Source organism: Streptomyces sp. NPDC059443 (assembly GCF_042750105.1).
GTDB lineage: Bacteria > Actinomycetota > Actinomycetes > Streptomycetales > Streptomycetaceae > Streptomyces.
Genome location: NZ_JBHYVM010000005.1, coordinates 268,307 through 288,390 on the forward strand (window position 1 = coordinate 268,307; position 20,084 = coordinate 288,390).

At 73.4% G+C, this 20,084-nt stretch carries 16 protein-coding genes; 5 read left to right on the forward strand and 11 right to left on the reverse strand.

Going from position 1 to position 20,084, the window contains the following annotated elements; translation table 11 throughout:
• Positions 1–35: 35 nt before the first annotated feature.
• Complete coding sequence (locus tag ACFXDJ_RS07410) at positions 36–1,472, reverse strand: PucR family transcriptional regulator (protein WP_384848293.1); 1,437 nt, start codon at positions 1,470–1,472, stop codon at positions 36–38.
• A 128-nt stretch (positions 1,473–1,600) separates the two neighbouring features.
• Between ACFXDJ_RS07410 and ACFXDJ_RS07415 the strand changes: the two genes are divergently transcribed.
• Positions 1,601–2,491 carry an esterase/lipase family protein gene (locus ACFXDJ_RS07415; RefSeq protein WP_384658155.1) on the forward strand — a complete coding sequence of 297 codons (891 nt, stop codon included), beginning with the start codon at positions 1,601–1,603 and terminating at the stop codon, positions 2,489–2,491.
• A gap of 27 nt (positions 2,492–2,518) precedes the next feature.
• Here ACFXDJ_RS07415 and ACFXDJ_RS07420 read toward each other — a convergent pair whose 3' ends face one another.
• The 3 genes from ACFXDJ_RS07420 to ACFXDJ_RS07430 all read right to left on the reverse strand — a co-directional run bounded on the left by ACFXDJ_RS07420 (position 2,519) and on the right by ACFXDJ_RS07430 (position 6,372).
• Entirely contained in the window at positions 2,519–3,487 is a 969-nt protein-coding gene (locus tag ACFXDJ_RS07420) for an aldo/keto reductase family oxidoreductase (RefSeq protein WP_384848296.1), read from the reverse strand.
• Between the two features lie 9 nt (positions 3,488–3,496).
• Positions 3,497–5,626, reverse strand: a complete 2,130-nt coding sequence (locus ACFXDJ_RS07425) for a peroxidase (RefSeq protein ID WP_384848299.1) — start codon at positions 5,624–5,626, stop codon at positions 3,497–3,499.
• Between the two features lie 251 nt (positions 5,627–5,877).
• Positions 5,878–6,372, reverse strand: a complete 495-nt coding sequence (locus tag ACFXDJ_RS07430; protein ID WP_384848302.1) for a GNAT family N-acetyltransferase — start codon at positions 6,370–6,372, stop codon at positions 5,878–5,880.
• Positions 6,373–6,583: 211 nt separating this feature from the next.
• On the opposite strand from ACFXDJ_RS07430, the gene ACFXDJ_RS07435 reads away from it, so the two are divergent.
• Positions 6,584–7,408 carry a hypothetical protein gene (locus tag ACFXDJ_RS07435; RefSeq protein ID WP_384848305.1) on the forward strand — a complete coding sequence of 275 codons (825 nt, stop codon included), beginning with the start codon at positions 6,584–6,586 and terminating at the stop codon, positions 7,406–7,408.
• A 190-nt stretch (positions 7,409–7,598) separates the two neighbouring features.
• Positions 7,599–8,270 (forward strand): TetR/AcrR family transcriptional regulator, encoded by a 672-nt coding sequence (locus tag ACFXDJ_RS07440; RefSeq protein WP_384848308.1) that lies wholly within the window; start codon positions 7,599–7,601, stop codon positions 8,268–8,270.
• A 57-nt stretch (positions 8,271–8,327) separates the two neighbouring features.
• Here the strand turns inward: ACFXDJ_RS07440 and ACFXDJ_RS07445 are convergent, their stop codons facing one another.
• Positions 8,328–10,229 carry an ATP-binding cassette domain-containing protein gene (locus ACFXDJ_RS07445; protein ID WP_384848312.1) on the reverse strand — a complete coding sequence of 634 codons (1,902 nt, stop codon included), beginning with the start codon at positions 10,227–10,229 and terminating at the stop codon, positions 8,328–8,330.
• Positions 10,230–10,605: 376 nt separating this feature from the next.
• Here ACFXDJ_RS07445 and ACFXDJ_RS07450 point away from each other — a divergent pair, with 376 nt between their 5' ends.
• Positions 10,606–12,570 carry a bifunctional metallophosphatase/5'-nucleotidase gene (locus ACFXDJ_RS07450; protein ID WP_384848315.1) on the forward strand — a complete coding sequence of 655 codons (1,965 nt, stop codon included), beginning with the start codon at positions 10,606–10,608 and terminating at the stop codon, positions 12,568–12,570.
• A gap of 97 nt (positions 12,571–12,667) precedes the next feature.
• Here the strand turns inward: ACFXDJ_RS07450 and ACFXDJ_RS07455 are convergent, their stop codons facing one another.
• Positions 12,668–14,014: a sensor histidine kinase gene (locus ACFXDJ_RS07455; protein WP_384662665.1), complete on the reverse strand. Its 1,347-nt coding sequence runs from the start codon at positions 14,012–14,014 to the stop codon at positions 12,668–12,670.
• Positions 14,015–14,120: 106 nt separating this feature from the next.
• Positions 14,121–14,798: a response regulator transcription factor gene (locus ACFXDJ_RS07460; RefSeq protein ID WP_384848318.1), complete on the reverse strand. Its 678-nt coding sequence runs from the start codon at positions 14,796–14,798 to the stop codon at positions 14,121–14,123.
• Positions 14,799–14,930: 132 nt separating this feature from the next.
• On the opposite strand from ACFXDJ_RS07460, the gene ACFXDJ_RS07465 reads away from it, so the two are divergent.
• Entirely contained in the window at positions 14,931–15,596 is a 666-nt protein-coding gene (locus ACFXDJ_RS07465) for a hypothetical protein (RefSeq protein ID WP_384662655.1), read from the forward strand.
• Positions 15,597–15,700: 104 nt separating this feature from the next.
• Here ACFXDJ_RS07465 and ACFXDJ_RS07470 read toward each other — a convergent pair whose 3' ends face one another.
• From ACFXDJ_RS07470 to sigK, 4 genes are all read right to left on the reverse strand, one after another.
• Positions 15,701–16,372, reverse strand: coding sequence for a hypothetical protein (locus ACFXDJ_RS07470; protein ID WP_384848322.1), 672 nt, complete (start codon positions 16,370–16,372; stop codon positions 15,701–15,703).
• Between the two features lie 146 nt (positions 16,373–16,518).
• Positions 16,519–18,147 (reverse strand): AMP-binding protein, encoded by a 1,629-nt coding sequence (locus ACFXDJ_RS07475; protein WP_384662650.1) that lies wholly within the window; start codon positions 18,145–18,147, stop codon positions 16,519–16,521.
• Positions 18,148–18,270: 123 nt separating this feature from the next.
• The gene (locus ACFXDJ_RS07480) at positions 18,271–19,023 is read right to left on the reverse strand and encodes an anti-sigma factor domain-containing protein (protein ID WP_384662647.1); all 753 of its coding nucleotides are present in this window, start codon (positions 19,021–19,023) and stop codon (positions 18,271–18,273) included.
• Complete coding sequence (gene sigK, locus ACFXDJ_RS07485) at positions 19,020–19,547, reverse strand: ECF RNA polymerase sigma factor SigK (protein WP_384662661.1); 528 nt, start codon at positions 19,545–19,547, stop codon at positions 19,020–19,022. The genes ACFXDJ_RS07480 and sigK overlap by 4 nt, the downstream gene beginning before the upstream one ends.
• Positions 19,548–20,084: the final 537 nt, after the last annotated feature.

The window sequence follows — 20,084 nt, forward strand, 5'->3', positions numbered from 1 at the left end:
CGGCGCTCGGGGCCGGTCGGCCGGTCCGGTCGTGCTCAGCGGCGTCCGGCGGGCGGCCCGGCGCGCCCCGTTCCGGGCCCGGTTCCGGGCCCCGGTCCGCTCCGGCGGACCGCGTCGTACGCCGTGAGGGCGGCCGCCAGCCGGCCGGCCTCGGTGGGGTCGGTGGCGTCGTGGCCGGTGAGGAGCCGGATCCGGCCCAGCCGGTAGGTCAGGGTGTTGCGGTGGACGGTGAGGGCCTCGGCGGCCTCGGCGCGCCGGTACCCGGCGGCGATGAACTCCCGCAGGGTGGCGATCAGATGGGGCTGCCCGTCGAGCGGAGCGAGGGTGCGGGCCAGGGCGTCGCGGGCGGGTCCCGGCTGGACGAGCTGGTACTCGACCGCCAGGTCGGCCAGCCGGTAGATCCCCGGGGCCCGCCCCAGGTCCTCGGCCAGGGAGAGGACTTCGGAGGCTTCGAGCTGCGCCCGCGGGATCGCGGCGTGGTCCTCGGCGGTGGGGGGGGGCGCCCGGGCGCCCCCCCCCCCCCCCCCCCCGCCGCGGGGGGGCGCCCCCCCGCGGCGCCCCCCCGCCCCCCCCCGCGCCCGGGCGCCCCCCCCCCCGCACCGCGCGCGCCCCCCGGCCTCGGGGGGGTGGCCCCCGCCGGGGGCCCCCGCGGCCGCCCAGCCCCCCCCCGCCCCCACGTCGAGGCGGGCGAGCAGCCGCCGGGTCCCGCCGTCCTGCCCCTCGGGGACGAGCAGGACCCCGCCGTCGCCCTTGAAGGTGGCCAGCACCTCGGGGTTGCGGTCCAGTTCGGAGCGGACCGCGCGCAGTATGCGGGTGGTGGCGCCGCCGGGCGGATCGGGGAGCCGCAGGACCACCACCTCGTACCGCTCGGCGAGGGTGCGTCCGTACCGCTCCGCCGCGCGCCGTGCGGGGCGGCCGGCGAGCAGCACCCCGGCAAGGTTGCGGCCGTGTTCGCGCTGTTCCCAGTCGAGGTCGGCCTGTTCCCTGAGGTAGGCCTCGGCCACCTTGGGCATGACCTCGCCGAGGAAGGCGAGCAACCCGGTGACCAGGGCGTACGGGCCTGCGGCGGGCTCGGGTCCGGCCATCGCCAGCTCCCAGGCCTGGCGGGCGCCGAGCGGGTAGACCCGTAGCACCGCCTCCAGGGGGACTCCGTCCCTGGCCCGCTCGGCTCCCCAGGCCACGGGCGCCGCGAGTTCGTGGTCGGCGGGCGGGCGGCCTTCGGCGAGGGTGGTGAGGAACAGCTCCAGGACGGCCTCGGTGTTCGCGACCAGATCGCCGCCGAGGACGCTGTCGGGAAGCAGCCGGTACGCCGGGATCTCGGTGGTCAGGCGGGCCACGGTCGCCGCGGCCAGCTCCGGGATCCGGGGCAGCAGGGAGGCCGCGAACGCGGGCGTGGCCTCTGGGACGGAGAACGCGCCCGCCACCATATCCGTCACCGCGTCCGCCGCGCCGCCTGCCCCGGTGTCGTCCATTCCCGCATTGTCACGGTGCACAAACGCGGGAGGAAGCATTCTGCGCGTACCGCCAGGGGACACGGGCGGTGCGCCGGAGCATTCTGTGCAGTCCGACCAGAACCCCACCCCCCGTCAGGAGATGTCGCATGCCACGCAGCACCCGCGCGTCCCGCACCCGCAGATGGCTCGCCAGGGCCGGTCTCCCGCTGGCCCTGCTCCTCGGCGCCGCCTTCCCCGCGCACGCCGCGGCCGAGGGCGCTGGTGCGGGCGGGATCAACGACTTCTCCTGCCGGCCGAGCTCCGCGCACCCCGAGCCGGTGGTGCTGCTCCACGGCACCTTCGCCACCTGGTACGAGGACCTCAACTTCCTCCAGGCCGACCTGGCCGCCCGCGGCTACTGCACCTTCGCCCTGACCTACGGCGCCTACGACGGCTTCCCGCTGGTCGGCGGCCTGAAGCCGGTCGCCGTCTCCAACGTGGAGATCAAGGAGTACGTGGAGAAGGTGCGCGCGGCCACCGGCGCCGCGCAGGTCTCCGTGGTCGGCCACTCCGAGGGCGGGCTCCAGTCGCTGTACCTCGCGAAGATGCAGGGCATCCAGCCGCACATCAAGGCGGTGGTCGCCATCGCGCCGCCGACGCACGGCACCGATGCCTCCCGGCTCGTGGACCTCGGCGACACGGTCCTCGGCCGGGGCACTCTGGACGGCATCGCGGCCACCCTCGGATTCCCGGTGCTGTCCGACGAGTTCCCCGGGGGCTCCGCCATCAACGCGCTCAACGACGGTCCGGTGGCCCAGCCGGGGATCTCCTACACCATCATCTCCTCGCGCTACGACGAGCTCGTGACCCCGACGGAGACGGCGTTCGTCCGCGAGCCGGGGGTCAGGAACCAGTACGTGCAGGACTTCTGTCCCCTCGACCCGGTGGGCCACATCGGCGAGGCCTACGACCTCAACGTGTGGCACATGGTGCGCAACGCGCTGGACCCGCGCCGCGCCACCCCGATCCTGGTCTGCGCGGTCGGCTCGCCGGGCTGAGCCGGGAGAGACGGCCCAGGCCGGAGGCTACGGGAGCGGCGCGCCCCGGGCCGTCAGCCACAGGGAGTACCACTCCTCGTGGCTGAGCTCGGGGGCGCGCAGCGCCGCGTCGCGGCAGGCCCGGATGCGCTCCGGGCGGCCGGTGCCGACGACGGGGGCGATCCGGGCCGGGTGGCGTTGCAGCCACCACAGCAGGATGGTCTCCGGTGTGGTGCCCTTCGCCTTCGCGAGGGCGCTCACGAGCTCGGCGGTCTCGTGGTCGCCCACGCTCTCCTGCCGTCCGGTGAACCGGCCTTGGGCCAGGGCGCCCCAGGCCTGGATGCGGACCCCGTTGGCCACGCAGTGCTCGACGGTCCCGGCCGGGAAGCCGACGGCCGCCGAGGCCGGGGTGTTGACGAGGACCCCGTCTTCGAGCCAGTCCCGCCGGTGCAGGCTCATTTCCAGCTGGTTGGCGACCAGCTGGAAGTCCAGGTGGTGCTGGAGCCGCGCGGTCTGCGCGGCGTTCATGTTGGAGACGCCGAACTCCCGTACGAGGCCCTGCCGACGCAGTGAGGTGAGGGCCTCGGCGGTCTCCTGCGGGTCGGCCAGGGGGTCGGGCCGGTGCAGGAGCAGGACGTCGATGACGTCGGTGCGCAGCCGGGTGAGGCTCTCCTCGACGCGGCGGGTGATGGTGGCCCCGCGCAGGTCGTAGATGCCGGGCCGGTCGCCGTCGGCGAGGCGGATCCCGCACTTGGTCTGGAGCGTGATGCGTTCGCGCAGACCGGGGGTGCGGGCGAGCACCTCGCCGAAGACCGCTTCGGCCTTTCCGTGCCGGTAGATGTCGGCGTGGTCGAACATGGTGATGCCGCTGTCGAGGGCCGCTTCCACCACCGCCTCGGCGGCGTCGATGTCGGCGGCCCCGTACGGGCTCCCGTCCCAGCTGCCGCCGAGCGCCATGCAGCCGTAGAGCAGTCGGGTGTTGCCTGTCTCTGTCGCGGGATCCGTGATCGCAGCCATGCGCCCACCCTATGAGGCGGACGCCCGCCACAGCACCCGGTCGCCGTCCAGGATCACCAGCTCTCCGCTGGGGCGCAGCAGCAGCCGTGCCCCCGCGTGGCCGGCGGTGTCGCTGGACCAGGCCGGGCGGCCCTCGGCGGTCCGCACCACCAGTTCGCCGTCGGAGGTGAGGACGGCGTCGTGGCCGGAGCCACCGGTGTCGGAGTGCCACAGGCGGCGGCCCTGGGAGTCGAGCAGCGCGAGGTCGCCGGTGCTGTCGAGGGTCAGGCGGACCTTGCCCGCGTCGAGGACTTCGCCGGGGTGCAGGACGGAACCGGTGTGGAACTCGATGGAGTCGTCGAGGTGCCCCCCGGCCAGGGCGCGCAGCACGGACAGCGAGGGGCTGAAGGCGTAGACGGAGCCTTCGGTGCGCACGAACCGGCTGAAATAGAGGGTGTCGGCCCGGCTGCCGGTCGCCGAAGGCGTTTCGAAGGCCAGGGCCGAGTCCGGGCCGAGCACCGGGTCGCACCCGGTGCGGGGGTTGCGGCCGGCCGGGAAGTCCGGCTCGTTGAGCCACTTGCGCACCACGAGCTCGAACTGTCCGACCAGGTCGGCCTGGTGGCAGATGAACAGCAGGCCCCGCGAGGCCTCCGGACCGTGGCCGTCGCCGAGTTCCGGGTTGTAGACGGGCCCGTACGGGATTCCGCGCCGCATCAGGCGGCGCCCGTCGAGCTCCGCCTGGGCCAGCGGAGGCCGGCCCGGGGTGAGGACGAGGCCGCCGCGCGGGTTGCCCTTGCGGATGTGCGCGAACAGCGGCATCCCCCAGCCGTTCGGGTCCGCGCCGTAGTCGAGCTTGGCATCGGGGTCCACCCCGGGCTCGCGCGGCTGCTGCGCGGCGGGGCACACGGCGACGGGCATCCCGTTCGGCCAGCGGCCCATCAGGCGGGCCCCCAGCCACTCCTTGCCCGCGTCGGCGGGAGCCGAACCGGCCTTCTGGAGCTCGGCGAGGCGCAGGGCGACCTGCGTCCACCAGCCGGGCACGTCCTGCGCGAGGCGGCGTACCACCTGGAAGGCTCCGCCGGTGGCCCAGGCGGGCAGACCGTTGGAACGCTGCCCGACCCGCTCGCGGCCCACCAGGAACTCACCGGCCGGGATCAGCCGGGTGCCGGGCTTGCCGAGCACGGTGGTGCCGGTGGCCGGGTCGGGCTCGTCGAAGCCCCGTACGCCGGGCTGGCTGATGCAGTCGGCGAAGCCGAAGTGCTCGTGTCCGCGCAGGGCGTCGGGGAGGGTGGCCCCGTCCTGCCGGAAGACGACGGTGGCACCGGCCGCGCCCGCGCCGTCGCGGTGGTCGGCCACGGCCTCGGCGAGCGTGTCGGGGTTGTCGGCGGCCAGGGTGAGCACCGCGTGCACGGCGGTTGCGGACTGCTCGGCGCCGAACAGCCAGGACTGCGGGGCGCTGGTGCCGGTGTCGCCGAGCAGCTGCGCACGGGCGGCGGCGCCCTGGGTGAAGGCCTCGGCATTGGATCCGGGCGGGGCGGCGGGGAAGGGCTCCTTGCCCCCGAACAGGCGCAGTCCGGGATGGGTGAGGCTCAGCCCGGTCCACAGGCCGGACATGGAGACGGGGTCGATGCCTCCGCTGCGCTTGCGGGCCCTGCTGAAGTCCTGGTTGAAGCGGGCCACTTCCTCGGTCGTGGAGATCGAGGGGAGCAGCCGGCCGAGCCACTGGCGGGCCTTTGCGGCGTCGCCGAAGTGGAGGAAGAGCAGGCAGGCCTGGTCCTTGCGGAAGCCGGCCAGGATGTCGCCCTGGCTGTCGCGGTCGGCGCGCAGCGGCAGCGCGTCCGCGGCGGCCTTGGCGGCCGGGACCCTGGCCGCCGTGCCGGCACCGGCCCCGGCCCGCGGCGCGGGCTCCGCGGCCCAGGCCGTCGGGGCGAGTCCGGGGACGGCCGCGGAGGCGATGCCGACGGCGGCGAAGGCCGCCGCTTGGACCACGGTCCGGCGGGCGGGTCCGGCGTGGGGGCAGCCCGGGGGCGGCGGCGAGGCGGGGACCATCTGCTTGCTCCAAGGGTGAGGGGCGAGAGGGAGGAAGGGGCCGGGCGGCGCTGCGGCGTCGGTCGGCGGCGCCTGGAGGGTGACGGTGTCGACCTCGTTGGCGACGGTCACCGGCAGGTCCGCACCCGCTCCGGGCGGGCTCCGATGACGGCGGCGAGGGCAACGGCGACGACAGCCATGAGGTCGAGGACTCCTCGGTGCAGGGGCCGGCAAGCAGCGCGCGCTGCCAGTGATCAACACCCTCCGTGATCAACGCCGCCCGCGCGCGCCGGGGGCACCGATGGGGTGACGGGCCCGTCGGGAGGTTCGGTGCCCCGGGGCCGGTGCTCCGCGGCCCGCGCTCCGGGGCCGGTCCTGCGAGGTCAGTGCGCGGCGTCGAGGGCGCGTCGGTACCGCGTCCCGGGACGCCCGTCGAGGACGGTGTCCCCCACCGGCGTGAAGCCGGTCCGGCGCAGCACCGCCGCGGACGCCGCGTTGTCGAGGGTGACTGCCGCGGTGAGGGCGCGCAGCCCGTACGCCGAGGCGGCGAGCCGGCAGACCTCCCCGACGGCGGCCGTGGCCGCGCCCCGGCCCGCCGCGCGTTCGCCGATGCGGTAGCCGAGGTCGGCGGTGGCGTCCTCGGCGTCCACCAGGTTGACGCGGCCGATCAGCTCCCCGTCGCCGTCGTCCACCACGAGGTGGAAGTGGCAGGTTCCCGAGGCCTGTTCGGCGAGGAGTGCGCGGTGGCGGGCCGGGAATTCGGCGAAGTACGCGTCGCCGCGGTCCGGTACGGACCGCGCGAAGTACTCCCTGTTCTCCCGCTCGAACGCCAGCAGGGCGGCCTCGTGATCGGCCCGCAGGCGCTCCAGTCGCAGCATGTCGGTGAGCATATCCAGGCGGATCGGAGCGGCCCGAAGGGATTTCCGGGGTGGCTCGCGGGGAACACCGTCGCGGGGGCGGCTGATCCACGGCGGCCCCGAAAGGCAGCCTGCGGTGCGCGCGTGGAATCATGAACGCCCTGTCCGGGGGGACTGAGCGCAGCACGCGTCCAGGCACGGATCAGCGGATCAACAGATCAAGGGGTGGGGAATGAAGGCAGGGAAAACGGCCACGGGTATCGCCGCGGCACTGATCGTGGCGGCCGGCGTGAGCGGGTGCTCCGTCGGAACCACGGTGGTGGGCAAGCAGGCCGCCGATTCCGCGGAGACGCTGGTCGCGGCGCTGACGAAGGCCTCCGACGAGGCCTCCAAGGCGGGGTCGGCCGACGTCAAGATGACCCTGACGTCGCCGGACACCGGCGGCAAGCCGGTCCAGATGAACGGCGTCTACTCGTGGGGCAACGGCCTCGCGATGGAAGGCGAGATGCCGGCCAAGGACATGGGCATGGAGGACCTGGTCGCCGACGGCACGATCACGTACCGGCTCGTCCAGGGCGCGTACTACTACGGCGTCGACCCGGCGCCGGACGGCCCCTTCAAGGGCAAGTCCTGGCTGAAGCTCGACGCCTCGGCCGTCCTGGGCGACAAGGGCGCCGCCGCCATGAACTCGGGCAACAACGACCCGACGGCCGGCCTGAAGTCGCTCAAGTGGGCCAGTAACGTCACCAAGGTGGGCAAGGAGGACGTCAACGGCAAGAACTCCGTGCACTACCACGCCACGGTGCCCACCTCCAAGATGGGCGATGCGGCGGCCGTGTTCGGAGCGGTGGGGGGCAGCGGGGTCACCGAGCTGGTCGCGGACGTCTGGGTCGACGACCAGGGCATGCCCGCCCGGCTGAACCAGACCTTCGGCACCACGACCGTCAATGTGGACTTCCAGTCCTTCGGCGTCGCGAAGGACATTGCCGCCCCGCCGGCCGCCGACACGGCGGACATGACCGACCTGGTGAAGAAGGGCGGCCTGGGCAAGGGCTGAGCCGTACGGCGGCCGGCCGGGCCCCGGCGGGCCCGGCCGGCGGCCGCGCCGCCAGGACCGCAGAGGTAAGGACCGCAGAGGCAAGGACCGCAGCGGTAAGGACCGAACGGTTCAGTTCATATACTGGACTCACGGGCAGCACCCAGCAGGCCCGAAGGCGTCACCACGCGGTCATACGAAGGACACCCCCATGGAAGCCGAGACGTCGAACGCCACGGACGAGTACGGCATCCCCGTCATCCCCGGGCCCTCCGACGCCGCCCAGCGCAAGCGGCAGGTCATCATCGACGCGGCCGCCGCGGAGTTCCTGGCCGAGGGCTACTCGGCCGCCTCCATGGATGCGATCACCAGCCGCTCCGGTGTGTCCAAGGCGACGATCTACAAGCACTTCGGCAACAAGGAGCGGCTGTTCCTCGCCGTCATCGGCGGCATACTGCCCCGGACGTACGCCGGCCTCGAACCCTGCGGCTCCACCCTCGCGGACGCCTCCGACCTGCGCGCCGCCCTGATCCGCCTCACCGGCGACTGGGCCGCGCTGCTGCTGCGCCGCGACATCATGACCCTGCGCCGCCTGGTGATCGGGGAGATCGACCGTTTCCCACAGCTAGGCCGGCTCTGGTACCAGGTCACCTACGACATGAACAACAAGCCCCTCATCGAGGCCGTCACCGAGCTCAACCGGCTCGGGAGGCTCGACACCCCCGATCCCGCGCTCGCCGTCCAGCAGCTCGTCGCCGCCACCGTCGGCGTCCCGCAGCTGGTCCACACCTTCGCGCCGGCCGCCGAGCTCGACCCGGCCGAGCTCACCCGTGTGGTCACCTCGGGCGTGGACCTGTTCCTGGCCCGGTACGCCACCGCGTAGTGGGCCGGACCGGCTCCGTACCGCCCTTCCCGGCGGTACGGAGCCGGTGTCACCGGGTCAGCGGTCCTGGGAGAGGCCGTAGAGCTCGGCGAAGGTGCCGCCGAGGGCGGTGAGTTCGGCGAAGGTGCCGGTTTCGATGATGCGGCCCTTGTCGAGGACGATGATGCGGTCGGCCAGGCGGCAGTTCTCCATCCGGTGCGTGACGATCATGGTGATCCGGTCGTCCTTCATCTCCTGGAGCCCGGTGAAGATCCGGTGTTCGCCGCGCGCGTCCATCGCCGAGGTCGGTTCGTCCATGATCAGGAGCCGGGGCCTGCGGTGGAAGGCGCGGGCGCAGGCCAGGCGTTGCCACTGGCCGCCGGAGGGCTCGTGGCCGCCCCACAGCGAGCGGGCCAGGAGCGTGTCGAGAGCCTGCGGGTAGCCCTGGACGGCCTCGCGCATGCCGACCGCGTCGAGCGCTTCCCACACCGCTCCCTCCCCCCGCGCGGCGGGCTGGCCGAGGGTGACGTTCTCGCGCGCCGTGAAGGGCCAGTGGGCGAAGGACTGGGCGACGAGGCCCACGTGGTTCCACAGGGTGCGCTGGTCGTGGGCCCGTGTCGGGGTGCCGTCCCAGTACGCCTCCCCGTCGCTCGGCACCGTGAGCCCGGTCAGCAGCCGGATGAGGGTGGACTTCCCGGCTCCGTTCTCGCCGACCACCGCGATGATCTCGCCGCGTGACAGGGACAGGGTGACCGGGCCGAGGGCCGGGGTGTCCTTGCCCGGGTAGGTGTACGAGGCGTTCTCCAGGCTGACCTTCTCGGGCGGCCCGGCTTCCACGGCGCCCCGGATGACGGCCAGTTCGCGGGCCCGCTCCAGGAAGAGCCGGTAGTCCTCCAGGTAGAGGGCGTGCTGGAACATGGCGGCCCCGTAGACCACGAGGCTCGACAGGGCGGCGGCGGAGGTCCGCATGGCGACGATCGCGGTGCCCGCCGCCGCGAGGGCCATGGAGCCCGTGAGGACCAGTGCGGCGAGCGCGGCCCACGTGCCGAGCTGGAAGAGACCGCCGAGGGCGGCGGCGAGGAGCGAGACGCGCAGGTACCTCGGGGCGGAGCCGACGAGTTTCGCGTCGATGCGGGCGCAGACGGCGGCGTACCAGGCGTGCGCGTGGGGGCGCATGGAGTTGCAGCGCAGCTCGTCGCCGAGCTTGTGGGTGGTCAGGTACCAGCGCATCATGCCGCGGATGTTGCGGGAGGAGACCGTCTCGTTGTGGAGGGTGTGGTCGAGCCGGGCGGCGATGACGGCGCCCGTGCCCCGGGGCACGACGGAGAGCAGCAGGAGCGGCATCAGGACGGGGTGGACGACGGCGAGGACTCCGGCGACGGCGACGAGGCTGATCAGGCCGTTGGTGAAGGCCATCGCGTCCTTGACGAGCATGGAGGAGCGGGCCGCGCCGATCTCGGCGGCCTCGGAGCGGTCGGAGAACACGGGCTCGTCGTAGGCGGACACCTCCACGTCCATGTGGGCGTCGACCATTTCCAGGTCGGCCGTCGTGGCCAGCCTGGGGGTGAGCCGGCGGGCGGCGCCGCCCGCGGCGATCCCGGCCGTCGTGCCGGCTCCGGCCGCGACCGCCGCGATCGCCAGCGGCCAGGCGGCTGCCGCGAGCCGCTCCCCCGCCGGACCGCCGGAGAGTAGCGGCCCCATCGCGTCGGCGACCCCTGCGAGGCCGGCGGCCGTACACGCTCCGGCGAGGATCTGGCCGGCCAGCAGCCAGGTCACCGAGACGGGGTCGATCCGCCAGGCCATCCGCGCGGTCTGTGCGAGCGCGGCGGGCAGCCGCGCGGCCATCGTGCGCAGCGAGAGGTTCTCCATGGCCTCGTTGTGCGCTCCCGCGGTGAACGTGAACTCGGGTGGGTCGCCTGGCGCCGGCGGGGTGGGTCCGGCCGGTTTCGTCCGGGCCCTCGGTGCCGTCTTCTCAGCCACGTGCAGCTCCTTCACGTCGTCGTCGGACAGCGGCGGTCCACCGCCCCGGTGGGTCGCCGAGTGACGGAGTACATCCGAGTCCGGAGGACGGAGTAACCAGAACCGGCCTTCATCGCGGGCCGTTGGGAACAGGCGCGCGAGGCGCGCGGAGCGGCCGCCCGCGGGGCGGCCCGGAGACGAGAACGGCCGGATCCCGACGGAGCGCGGGGGAATTGCCTTGCACGCCCTGCGCTCACGCCGGGGGCGCTCGACAGGATGAAGTTTCCCGGACTTTCGCCCACCGGACGTACAGCGCGAAACGGACGGACACGGCGGATGTGCAGACTGCTCGTGGACGGGCCCCAGTTGGCCCCACCCGCGGAAATGGGGAGCGCTGATGGACGAGTTCGGCCGACGCCGATTCCTGATGGCCACGGCTACCGCTGCGACCGCCGCCACTGCCGGAGCCTTCGGCGTCAAGTCACTCACCGGCACCGCGGCCGCGGCCACCCGCGCCGCGCACGACGCGCAGAGCGCTGCCGGGTACGTGGACGTACAACTGCTCAACATCACCGATCTGCACGGCTACCTGGCCGCCGCCCCGGCCCAGGATTCCGTCATCACCGGCGCGGGCGGCCGCCAGTACGCCGTCGGCGGGGTCGCGTACATGGCCACCCACCTGGCGCGGCTGCGGGCCGGCCGGGCCAACTCGTTCTTCTTCGCTCCCGGCGACCTCTTCTCCGGCTGGGACTTCCCCGCGTTCACCCTCGCCGACGAGCCGACCATCGAGGCGCTGAACCGGCTCGGGCTGGACTTCGCGACGGCCGGGAACCACGAGTTCGACCGTACGCCGGGCTTCCTGCGCCAGCACATGGAGCAGGGGATCCCCTACGAAGGGGCGGGGCAGACCAACTCCTTCCCGGACTCGGGCGGCGCCCGCTTCCACGGCGCCGACTTCCGCTACTACAGCGCCAACGCCGTGTCCGGGGCGGGCGGAGCGACCGTGCTTCCCCCGTACAACATCGAATGGGTGGCCGCGCCCGGCGGCAAGCGGCTGCCCATCGGCTTCATCCATCTGACGCTCCTGGGCACCGAGTCCGGCGGCAACTCCTACCAGCCGGGCCTCACCACGCTCGACGAGCTGTCCGCCGCCAACCTCTGCGCCGCGCGGCTCAAGGCGCTCGGCGTCGGCGCCATCGTGCTCAGCATGCACGACGGGGCGGTGGCGGGGTCCGAGTTCGACTCCGGCAGCGAGCCCAGCGGTCCGGCGTACGAGCTGGCGCTGCGCGTGTCCTCCGACATCGACGCGATCGTGACCGGGCACTGGCACTGCGCCTTCAACATGATGCTTCCGGGGCCCGACGGGCGGCCGCGGCCCTTCGTCGAGGCCGGCTGCCACGGGCAGATCATCAACGAGATCACCCTCCGGCTGGATCCCGACACCGGTACGGTCGTCCGCGCGCTCACCACCTCCGTCAACCACCCCAACACCCGTGACGTGGACCCCGATCCGGTGCTCCGGGAGGTCGTCGACTACTGGACCGGCTACGCGAAACAGCACGCGGCCACGGTCATCGGGCGCCAGCACGCCTCCTTCCGCCGCCAGTTGTCCCCGGCCGGGGAGAGCACCATGGGCAACCTGGTGGCCGACTGGGCGTTGTGGGCCGCCGCCCAGCCGGCCGACTCCTTCGACACCAGCCCCCGGCCGGACCGGGCGGACGCAGACCTCGCCCTGATCGCACTCGCCCCCCGCGTCGGGCGCAGCGTGATCAACACGGACCTGCTCGCCGGTCCCGCCCTGGACGACCCGATCGCGTTCGAACGGGCCTGGCGGGCCGTAGGCTACGGGTGTCCGCTGGTCAGCGCCGAGGTGAGCGGGCAGCAGCTGCACGACGCGCTGGAGCAGCAGTGGGGGTTCAACGGCTCCGGCCTGCTGACGTACGCGCCGCTCGCGGTGTCGGGGAACGTCCGGTACTCCTTCGATCCGGCCGCGCCCGCCGGTCACCGGGTCGCGCCGGGCGATGTCCTGATCAGCGGGGCCGCACTGCGCCTTGAGGCCTCGTACCGGGTGGTGACCACCTCGTACACATGGACCGGACAGGACGGCTATCCGGCGCTCGGCGGGTACCGGGCGCCGGCCCGCCACCGGCGCGACGTGGAGAGCTTTCCCGCGTACGTCGCCGCCATGGGCGTCCTGAAGGCCGTCTCCACGGGCCGGGTGAGGACGACGGACTCGCCCTACCTCGCACCCGGCCGGGAGGCCCTGATGCTGACCCCGGCCGATCCGGTACCGGGGGTGCCGGCGCCCGTCGCGGGGGCCGAGCCGGCCGCCCGGGACGCGGGGCGCCGGCCCGCCTGCTGATCCGGGCCGCCTGCTGATCCGGGCCGCCTACTGATCCGGGCCGATTGCAGAGCCGGTCCGGGCTGCTGGTCGGTGCCGGCAGTCCGGACCGGCGCGCTCAGGGGCCGAGCGGGAGCCTGGCCACCAGCCGGGCTCCCTTCGGGGAGTCGCGGACCGCCAGGGTGCCGCCGAGCCGCAGCGCGATGTCGCGGGCGATGGCCAGTCCCAGGCCAGAGCCGCCCTCGTCGCGGGCGCGGGCGTCGTCGAGCCGGGTGAAGCGTTCGAAGACCCGCTCGCGGTCGGCGGGCTCGATGCCCGCGCCGTCGTCGGTGACCTCCAGCACGGCTTCGTCGCGGTACCAGTCCTTGCGCAGGACGAGCGCGACCTCTCCCTCGGCGTGCCGCTGGGCGTTGTCCAGCAGGTTCGTCACCAGCCGGGACAGCCAGATCGTGGAGCCGCACACCGAGAGCCCGGGGGCGATGTCCGCCCGTACGGGGACCCGGTCGCCCTTGCGCGTGCGGGCGGCGTCCCGGACCACCTCCGTGAGGTCGACGGCCGCGGCGGGCGGCGGCTCCGAGGTGTCGAGGCGGGCGAGCAGGAGCAGGTCGGCCGCGAGGTCCTGGAGCCGTACGGTGTCCTCCAGCGCGCCGCTGACCAGTTCGCCCCACAGGGCGGGGTCCGGGTGTGCCTGTGCGACCTCCAGCTGGGTGCGCAGGACCGTGATCGGGCTGCGCAGTTCGTGGGAGGCGTCCGCGATGAACCGGCGCTGGCGGATCCCGGAGGCCTCCAGCCGGTCCAGGGTGGCGTTCATGGTGACGGCCAGCCGGGCCACCTCGTCGCGGGTGTGCGGCACGGGCACCCGGCGGTGCAGTTCGCGGTCGCCGATCTCGGCGACTTCGGCGCGGATCGCCTCGACGGGGCGCAGCGCCCAGCCCGTGACCCGCCAAGTGATCGCGGCTACGACGAGGACGAGCAGCGGTACGCCGATGGCCAGCGCCGCCACGATGGTGTCGTCGGCGGCGTCGGCGTCCCTGAGCGAGGTCCCGGCGTAGACGGTGACCAGGCCGTTCGCGGTGACGGTGGTGACCTGGACGACGCGCTGGCGGTGTTCCTGGCGGACCCGGCCGCCCTTCCAGGTGTCCCGGACGGTGCCGGGGGTCCGGGGCGGAGCGGGGGCGAGGGCGGGGCGGCCGGCCAGGTTGGGGCTGGCCGCCAGGACCCGGCCCTGCGCGTCGACGACCTGGATGAAGTCCGTTCCGCGGGCCGGGGGCGGTACGGAGTCCAGCCGGCCCGTGGCCGCCAGGGCGGCGATGGTGACGGCCTGGCGTTCGGCGTCGGCCTGGGCGTTCTCCGTCAGATTGGTCTCCAGCGCCCCGATCAGGGCGAAGGAGGCCGCGCCGAGGGCCAGCGCCACCACGGCGGAGGCGCCGAGGGTGGCCTGGGCGCGGACGGACCTGGGACGCAGCCGGTACGCGGCTTCGCGCACCCGGTACGCCGCTGCGCGCAGCCGGTGCCCGGCGGGGCGCGGCCGGGCCGGGGGCTCTCGGAGGGCGTCCTGGACCCCGTAGGACTCAGCCACCGTCGGCCGCCAGCCGGTAGCCGGCGCCCCGGACGGTCTCCACGGCGGCCCGGCCGAACGGCGCGTCTATCTTCCGGCGCAGGGCGCTGACGTGGACCTCGACGACGTTGAGGTCGCCCTCATAGGCGGCGTCCCAGACGTTTTCCAGGATGTCCCGCTTGGGTACGACTTCTCCGGCGCGGCGCGCCAGGTGCACCAGGACGGCGAACTCGCGCGAGGTCAGCCGGGCTTCGACGCCGCCCCGGGTGCAGATCCGGCGAGCGGGGTCGATGAGGAGGTCGCCGAACTCCATGACCTGCGGGCTGCGGCGGCCGGTGCGCCGGATCAGGGCGCGCAGCCGGGCCACGAGGACCACGTAGGAGAACGGCTTGGAGAGGAAGTCGTCGGCTCCGGTGTCCAGCGCCTCGGCCTCGTCGTACTCGCCGTCCTTCGCGGTGAGCATGAGGATGCCGGACTCGCAGCCGGCCGCGCGCAGCCGGGCGCAGACCCGGTAGCCGTTGAGGCCGGGCAGCATGATGTCGAGCACGATGGCGTCGTAATCGTGCTCACCGGCCATCCACAGGCCTTGCGGACCGTCGTGTGCCGTGTCCACAGTGAAGCCCTCGGCCCGTAGACCCCGTTGCAGAGCCGCGGCCAGCCGCCGCTCGTCCTCGACCACCAGTACGCGCATGAGGCAAGGTTCTCAGGTCGTGCCGCCGGCTTGCTGAAGGGATCTTCAGCTCGCTTCAGCGGAGCTTCAGCGTCCTGCTCGCAGGATCGGCCGAGCCGGGCGGGTTGCCCGGAGAACGCGAGGAGCATCCAGATGACTCAGTCCACTCCCCAGCCGCCCGAATACCCGGCGGACCAGGGCGAGGGCAGTGCCGACACCGTTGCCGGGGCGACCGGCAAGGCACCCGGGCGGGGCGCCCGCCTCGTCCGGTTCACCCGTGAGGGCCGTGCCCGCTGGGTGGCCCTCGGACTGGTGGTGGCGGCAGCGGCCGGCACCGCGGGGGTCGCCGCCGTGGTGGTGGCGGATCACGATCACGGACGCACGCGCGCGGAGCGGGTGTGGGACCGGTTCGACATGGAGAGCAAGGGGGACGGCCCGCGGATGGCGCCGGGGCCCGGCCGGCCGGGCCTGAAGGGCGAGAAGGGCGGCAAGGACGGCTCGGAGCGGTCCGGCAAGCAGGGTCGCGAGCACGGCCAGGGCCAGGGTCGCGAGCAGGGAACGGTCGTGGACCGGCAGGACAAGGCGCCCGTGCCGCTTCCCGCGCTCCCGGCCGCGCAGGCCCTCGCGAAGGCGGAGGCCGCCGTGCCCGGCGGCAAGGCCGAAGCCCTGCGGGCGATCGCCCAGGAGGGCGGCGGCAGCGCCTGGCGCGTGGTGGTCCTCGGCTCCGACGGGGTCCGGCACGTGGTGACCCTGGCCGGCGCCGACGGCGCGGTCACGGGCAACAACGTCCCGGGTGAGGGTGCCAAGGCCGGTAACTGACCGGCAGCAGGAACCGGCCGGTGTCCGCCACGTCCCGCCTCGGCGGGACGGAACGGGCACCGGCCGTCGGCGTCCCCATTGGCCCTACTTGGCCACGATTCGTACTACTTCCAGGTGAGCGCCTTGCCCTTGCCCAGGGTGAAGGGGTCGCCCCAGTACTCGCCTCCGGTGACCTTGACCGAGGCGGACGGGGCCAGCGCGACCGCGCAGCCGGTCGCCGTCTGGCCGTTGGTGAACCCCTTGGGCAGCGAGTCGCTCGGGCACTTCTCGAACTTCCCGATGACCATGAGGTCCTGGGCCTCGGTGCCGTCCGGGAGCAGCCCCTTGATGTGGCCCACCGAGGCGAACGACAGGTCCGTGGAGCCGGTGTTCTTGACCGAGTAGCGGACGTAGAACGGCACCATGCCCTTCACCTTGTCACCGAGCTTGAAGGGCTCCAGGTCGGCGGGCTGCCCCTCGTCGATCGAGGTGACGCTGAGCGCGATGGTGCCCTTGGTGCTGCCCGAGGCGAACGGGAACTGCGCGGGCTGCCCGATCTTGAAGGTCTGCCCCGCCTTCGCAGTCTCGCCGCCGCCACCGTATCCCTCGGCCGGAGCGGAGCTCGCGGGCGCCGCCGTCGGCGTGGCCGGCGCCGTCGGGGCCTGCGAGGAGGCCGCCGGCGGCGGGGTCTTCGCCGCGTCCGCGTCGTCGCCGTTGCACGCGGTCAGGGTGAGCGCCCCCACCGCCGCCAGGCCGATCGCGGCGGCGGTGTTGGCCCGTATGCCGAAACGGTTCATTCGTGTCCCCCATGTGTCTTCGGATGCGTCTTCGGATCGCCTGACGCGATCTCCGGAAGAGTTCCTAGTACAGGAATGAGGGATTCCGCAGGACGCGGACCGTTTCGTAACTGCATCTATAGATGTTCATGACAATTGGCCGCGCCTCAGACCTGGTCCAGCAGCCCCGCCGCCATCTCCCGCATCTCGATCTTGCGGATCTTGCCCGTCACCGTCATGGGGAACTCGTCCACCACATGGACGTAGCGCGGGATCTTGAAGTGGGCCAGCCGCCCCTCGCAGTAGGCGCGGACGCTCGCCGCGGTCAGCGGCTCGGCGCCCTCGCGCATCCGCACCCACGCCATGAGCTCCTCCCCGTACTTCGGGTCGGGCACCCCGATCACCTGGACGTCCATGACGTCCGGGTGCGTGTGAAGGAACTCCTCGATCTCGCGCGGGTACAGGTTCTCTCCGCCGCGGATCACCATGTCCTTGATCCGGCCTGTGATGCTCAGATAGCCGTCCTCGTCCATGACCGCGAGGTCGCCGGTGTGCATCCAGCGCGCCGCGTCCACGGCCTCGGCGGTGCGCTCGGGCTGGTCCCAGTAGCCGAGCATGACCGAGTAACCGCGGGTGCACAGCTCGCCCGGCTCGCCGCGCGGGACGGTCCGGCCGGAGGCCGGGTCCACGACCTTGACCTCCAGGTGCGGTCCGACGCGACCCACGGTCGAGACCCGGCGCTCCACGGAATCGTCCACCCGGGTCTGGGTCGAGACGGGCGAGGTCTCCGTCATTCCGTAGCAGATGGAGACCTCGCGCATGCCCATGCGGTCGATGACCTCCTTCATCACCTCGACCGGGCAGGGCGAGCCCGCCATGATGCCCGTGCGCAGGCTGGAGAGGTCGTAGGAGTCGAAGTCCGGGTGGGCCAGCTCGGCGATGAACATGGTGGGGACCCCGTAGAGCGAGGTGCAGGACTCGGCCTGGACGGCGGCCAGGGTCGCGCCCGGCTCGAACGCGGGCGCGGGAATGACCATGGCGGCACCGTGGCTGGTGCAGGCGAGGTTGCCCATGACCATGCCGAAGCAGTGGTAGAAGGGCACCGGGATGCAGACCCGGTCCTGCTCGGTGTAGTGGCACAACTCGCCCACGAAGAAGGCGTTGTTCAGGATGTTGTGGTGGGAGAGCGTCGCGCCCTTGGGGAAGCCGGTGGTCCCCGAGGTGTATTGGATGTTGATCGGATCGTCCGGGCTCAGCGCGGCCCCGGCACGGACCAGGTCGGCCGGGTCGCCCCGGCGGCCGCGTTCCAGCAGGGAGTTCCAGAGCGGCCCGTCCAGCAGGACCGTGAACTCCAGCGTCGCGCAGCGCGGCCGGACCTCCTCGATCATGGCCGCGTAGTCGGAGGTCTTGAAGCGGTCCGCGGCGACCAGCAGCCGGATCCCGGACTGGCGCAGCACGTACTCCAGCTCGTGGGAGCGGTAGGCCGGGTTCACGGTGACGAGGATCGCGCCGATCCTGGCGGTGGCGTACTGCAGAAACGTCCACTCGGCGCGGTTGGGGGCCCAGATCCCGACCCGGTCCCCCTTGACGATGCCGAGGTCCAGCAGCCCGAGCGCGAGGGCGTCCACGCCGGCGGCGAATTCCGCGTAGGTCCACCGGCGCCCGGACGCCATCTCCACGAGGGCGTCCCGGCCCGGGAACCTGCGTACCGTGCGGTCGAGGTTCTCGCCGATGGTGTCCCCCAGCAGGGGCACCTCGCACACCCCGGACGCGTAGCTCGGCTCGACGGACGGCACATGGACCCCCTGGGTTCGGTGGCGGGCGCCGGGGCCCCTTCGCACCGGCGCCCCCTCATGATCCTCTCGGCCCGGTCCGGAGACCAGACCCCGGCGGGTCCCGCCGCGCCGTCCCACGTCCTCCTACCCGGGGAGGGTGAGCAGCACCAGGGGGCGGGTGGTCGGCTGCGGCGATCCGCCGGCCGGCTCCAGGGTCAGACCGACCGCCGTGGCCGCCCCGAGTCCGCCGTCCAGTACCGCCGCCCCGTCGCCGGTGAGGAACCCGGCCGGGCGCATCCTGCCGTGGTCGGCGAGCCACAGCTGGTACGTCTTGCCCGCGCCCGCGGCGGGCAGCCGGTCGGTGAGGAACACCGCCTTGTCGCGGGCCGGCGAGGTGATGACGGTGGCGGCCGCTCCGCCGCTGGTGCGGCCGTGGACGGTCCGGGCGTCCGGGGCCGTGACGACGGCACGCAGCTCCTGGCTCCGCGCGGTGAGCCCCCGGGCCTCCTGGCGGGCCTGGTCCGCCCGGCCGCTCTGCCAGAGCGCGGCGCCGCCGAAGAGCGCGGCCCCGGCGAGGGAGGCGGCGACCACGAAGGCACCGGCCTTGCGCGGGAGGCGGTCGAGGAAACCGGCCGCTCTGCGGACTCCGACGTCGGGAGGCAGCCTGCGGACGGTCCCGATGCGGGTGAGGACGGCCGTCTTGAGGTGCGGCGGGGGCGCGACGGCGACGGCGGCGGCCAGCCGTCCGGCGGTGGCGGAGAACCCGGCGACGTCCCCGGAGCACGGCGCGCAGTGGGCCAGGTGCCGGGAGAACGCCTCGTGTTCTTCCCGGCCGAGCGCGTCGAGTGCGTAGGCCGCGGTGAGGGTGTGCAGTTCGTCTTCGTGTGCGTGCTTCATGTGGTCACCCCCATGCAGTCGCGCAGGCGGATCAGTCCGTCGCGCATCCGGGTCTTGATCGTGGGAAGGGGGGTCTGGAGGGTCTCCGCGACCTCCCGGTAGGTCAGCCCCCGGTAGTAGGCGAGCGTGACGGCCTCGCGCTGGAGCTCGGTCAGCCCGCGCAGACACCGTTTGACCTGGTCGCGCTCCAGGCGGTGTTCCACCTGCTCGCTCACCTCGTCGAAGGGCCGGCCCTGTTCGCGGACCCCCGCGTCGTGCTCGCGGTTGGCCGCGGCCTGGGCGGAGCGGACCCGGTCGACGGCCCTGCGGTGGGCGATCGTGGCCACCCAGGTCATGACGCTGCCCCGGTCGGGGCGGAAGCGGGCGGCCTGGCGCCACACGTCGATCATCACTTCCTGGGCCACCTCCTCCGACTGGGCGCGGTCGCGCACGACCTTGAGCACGATGCCGAAGACGGTTGCGGCTACGGCGTCGTAGAGGGCGGAGAAGGCGTCCTGGTCTCCGTGCGCCGCCACGCGTGCCATCAGCTCGGCGAGCGCGGCCCTTGCCGCGGCGGGGCCGGGGCCGGGACCTGGTACGGGGCAGGCGCCTTGGCCTTGACCTTCGCCTTCGGCTTCGCCTTGGCCGACGAAGCGCAGCTGCTCGGGGTTCACCTCAGCGGCCCCCGAGTGGGGGTGGGCCCGGGCGCGCACGCCGGGGCCGGGAAGGGTTCGCGCCGGTCCATCCATCGCATGAACGATCCTTCGGGGCAGGCGTACGCAAAGTCCTGTGTCTCTTGCGTCTCGCTGTCTCTTCGGAGCCGGGAGCCGCACGGATTGGCCGAGGTACGCGTCGCCGGGAACGGGTCAATGTGAAGGCCGGTCTTCACTTGACCGGATGACCGACCCATCCGGCGCGGCCACCGCGCCGAATGACCGTTGTGAGCATCAACCGAACGACCGTCAAGCGCGGCGGACTAGGCCGTCTCTTTCGGATCTTGTCGGTCAGGCACGCGTCGTCCGGTGCCGTGCCTCGGTGCGCTGCCGGGGCTCCCGCGTACCGGTCGCTTTTAAACAACACCC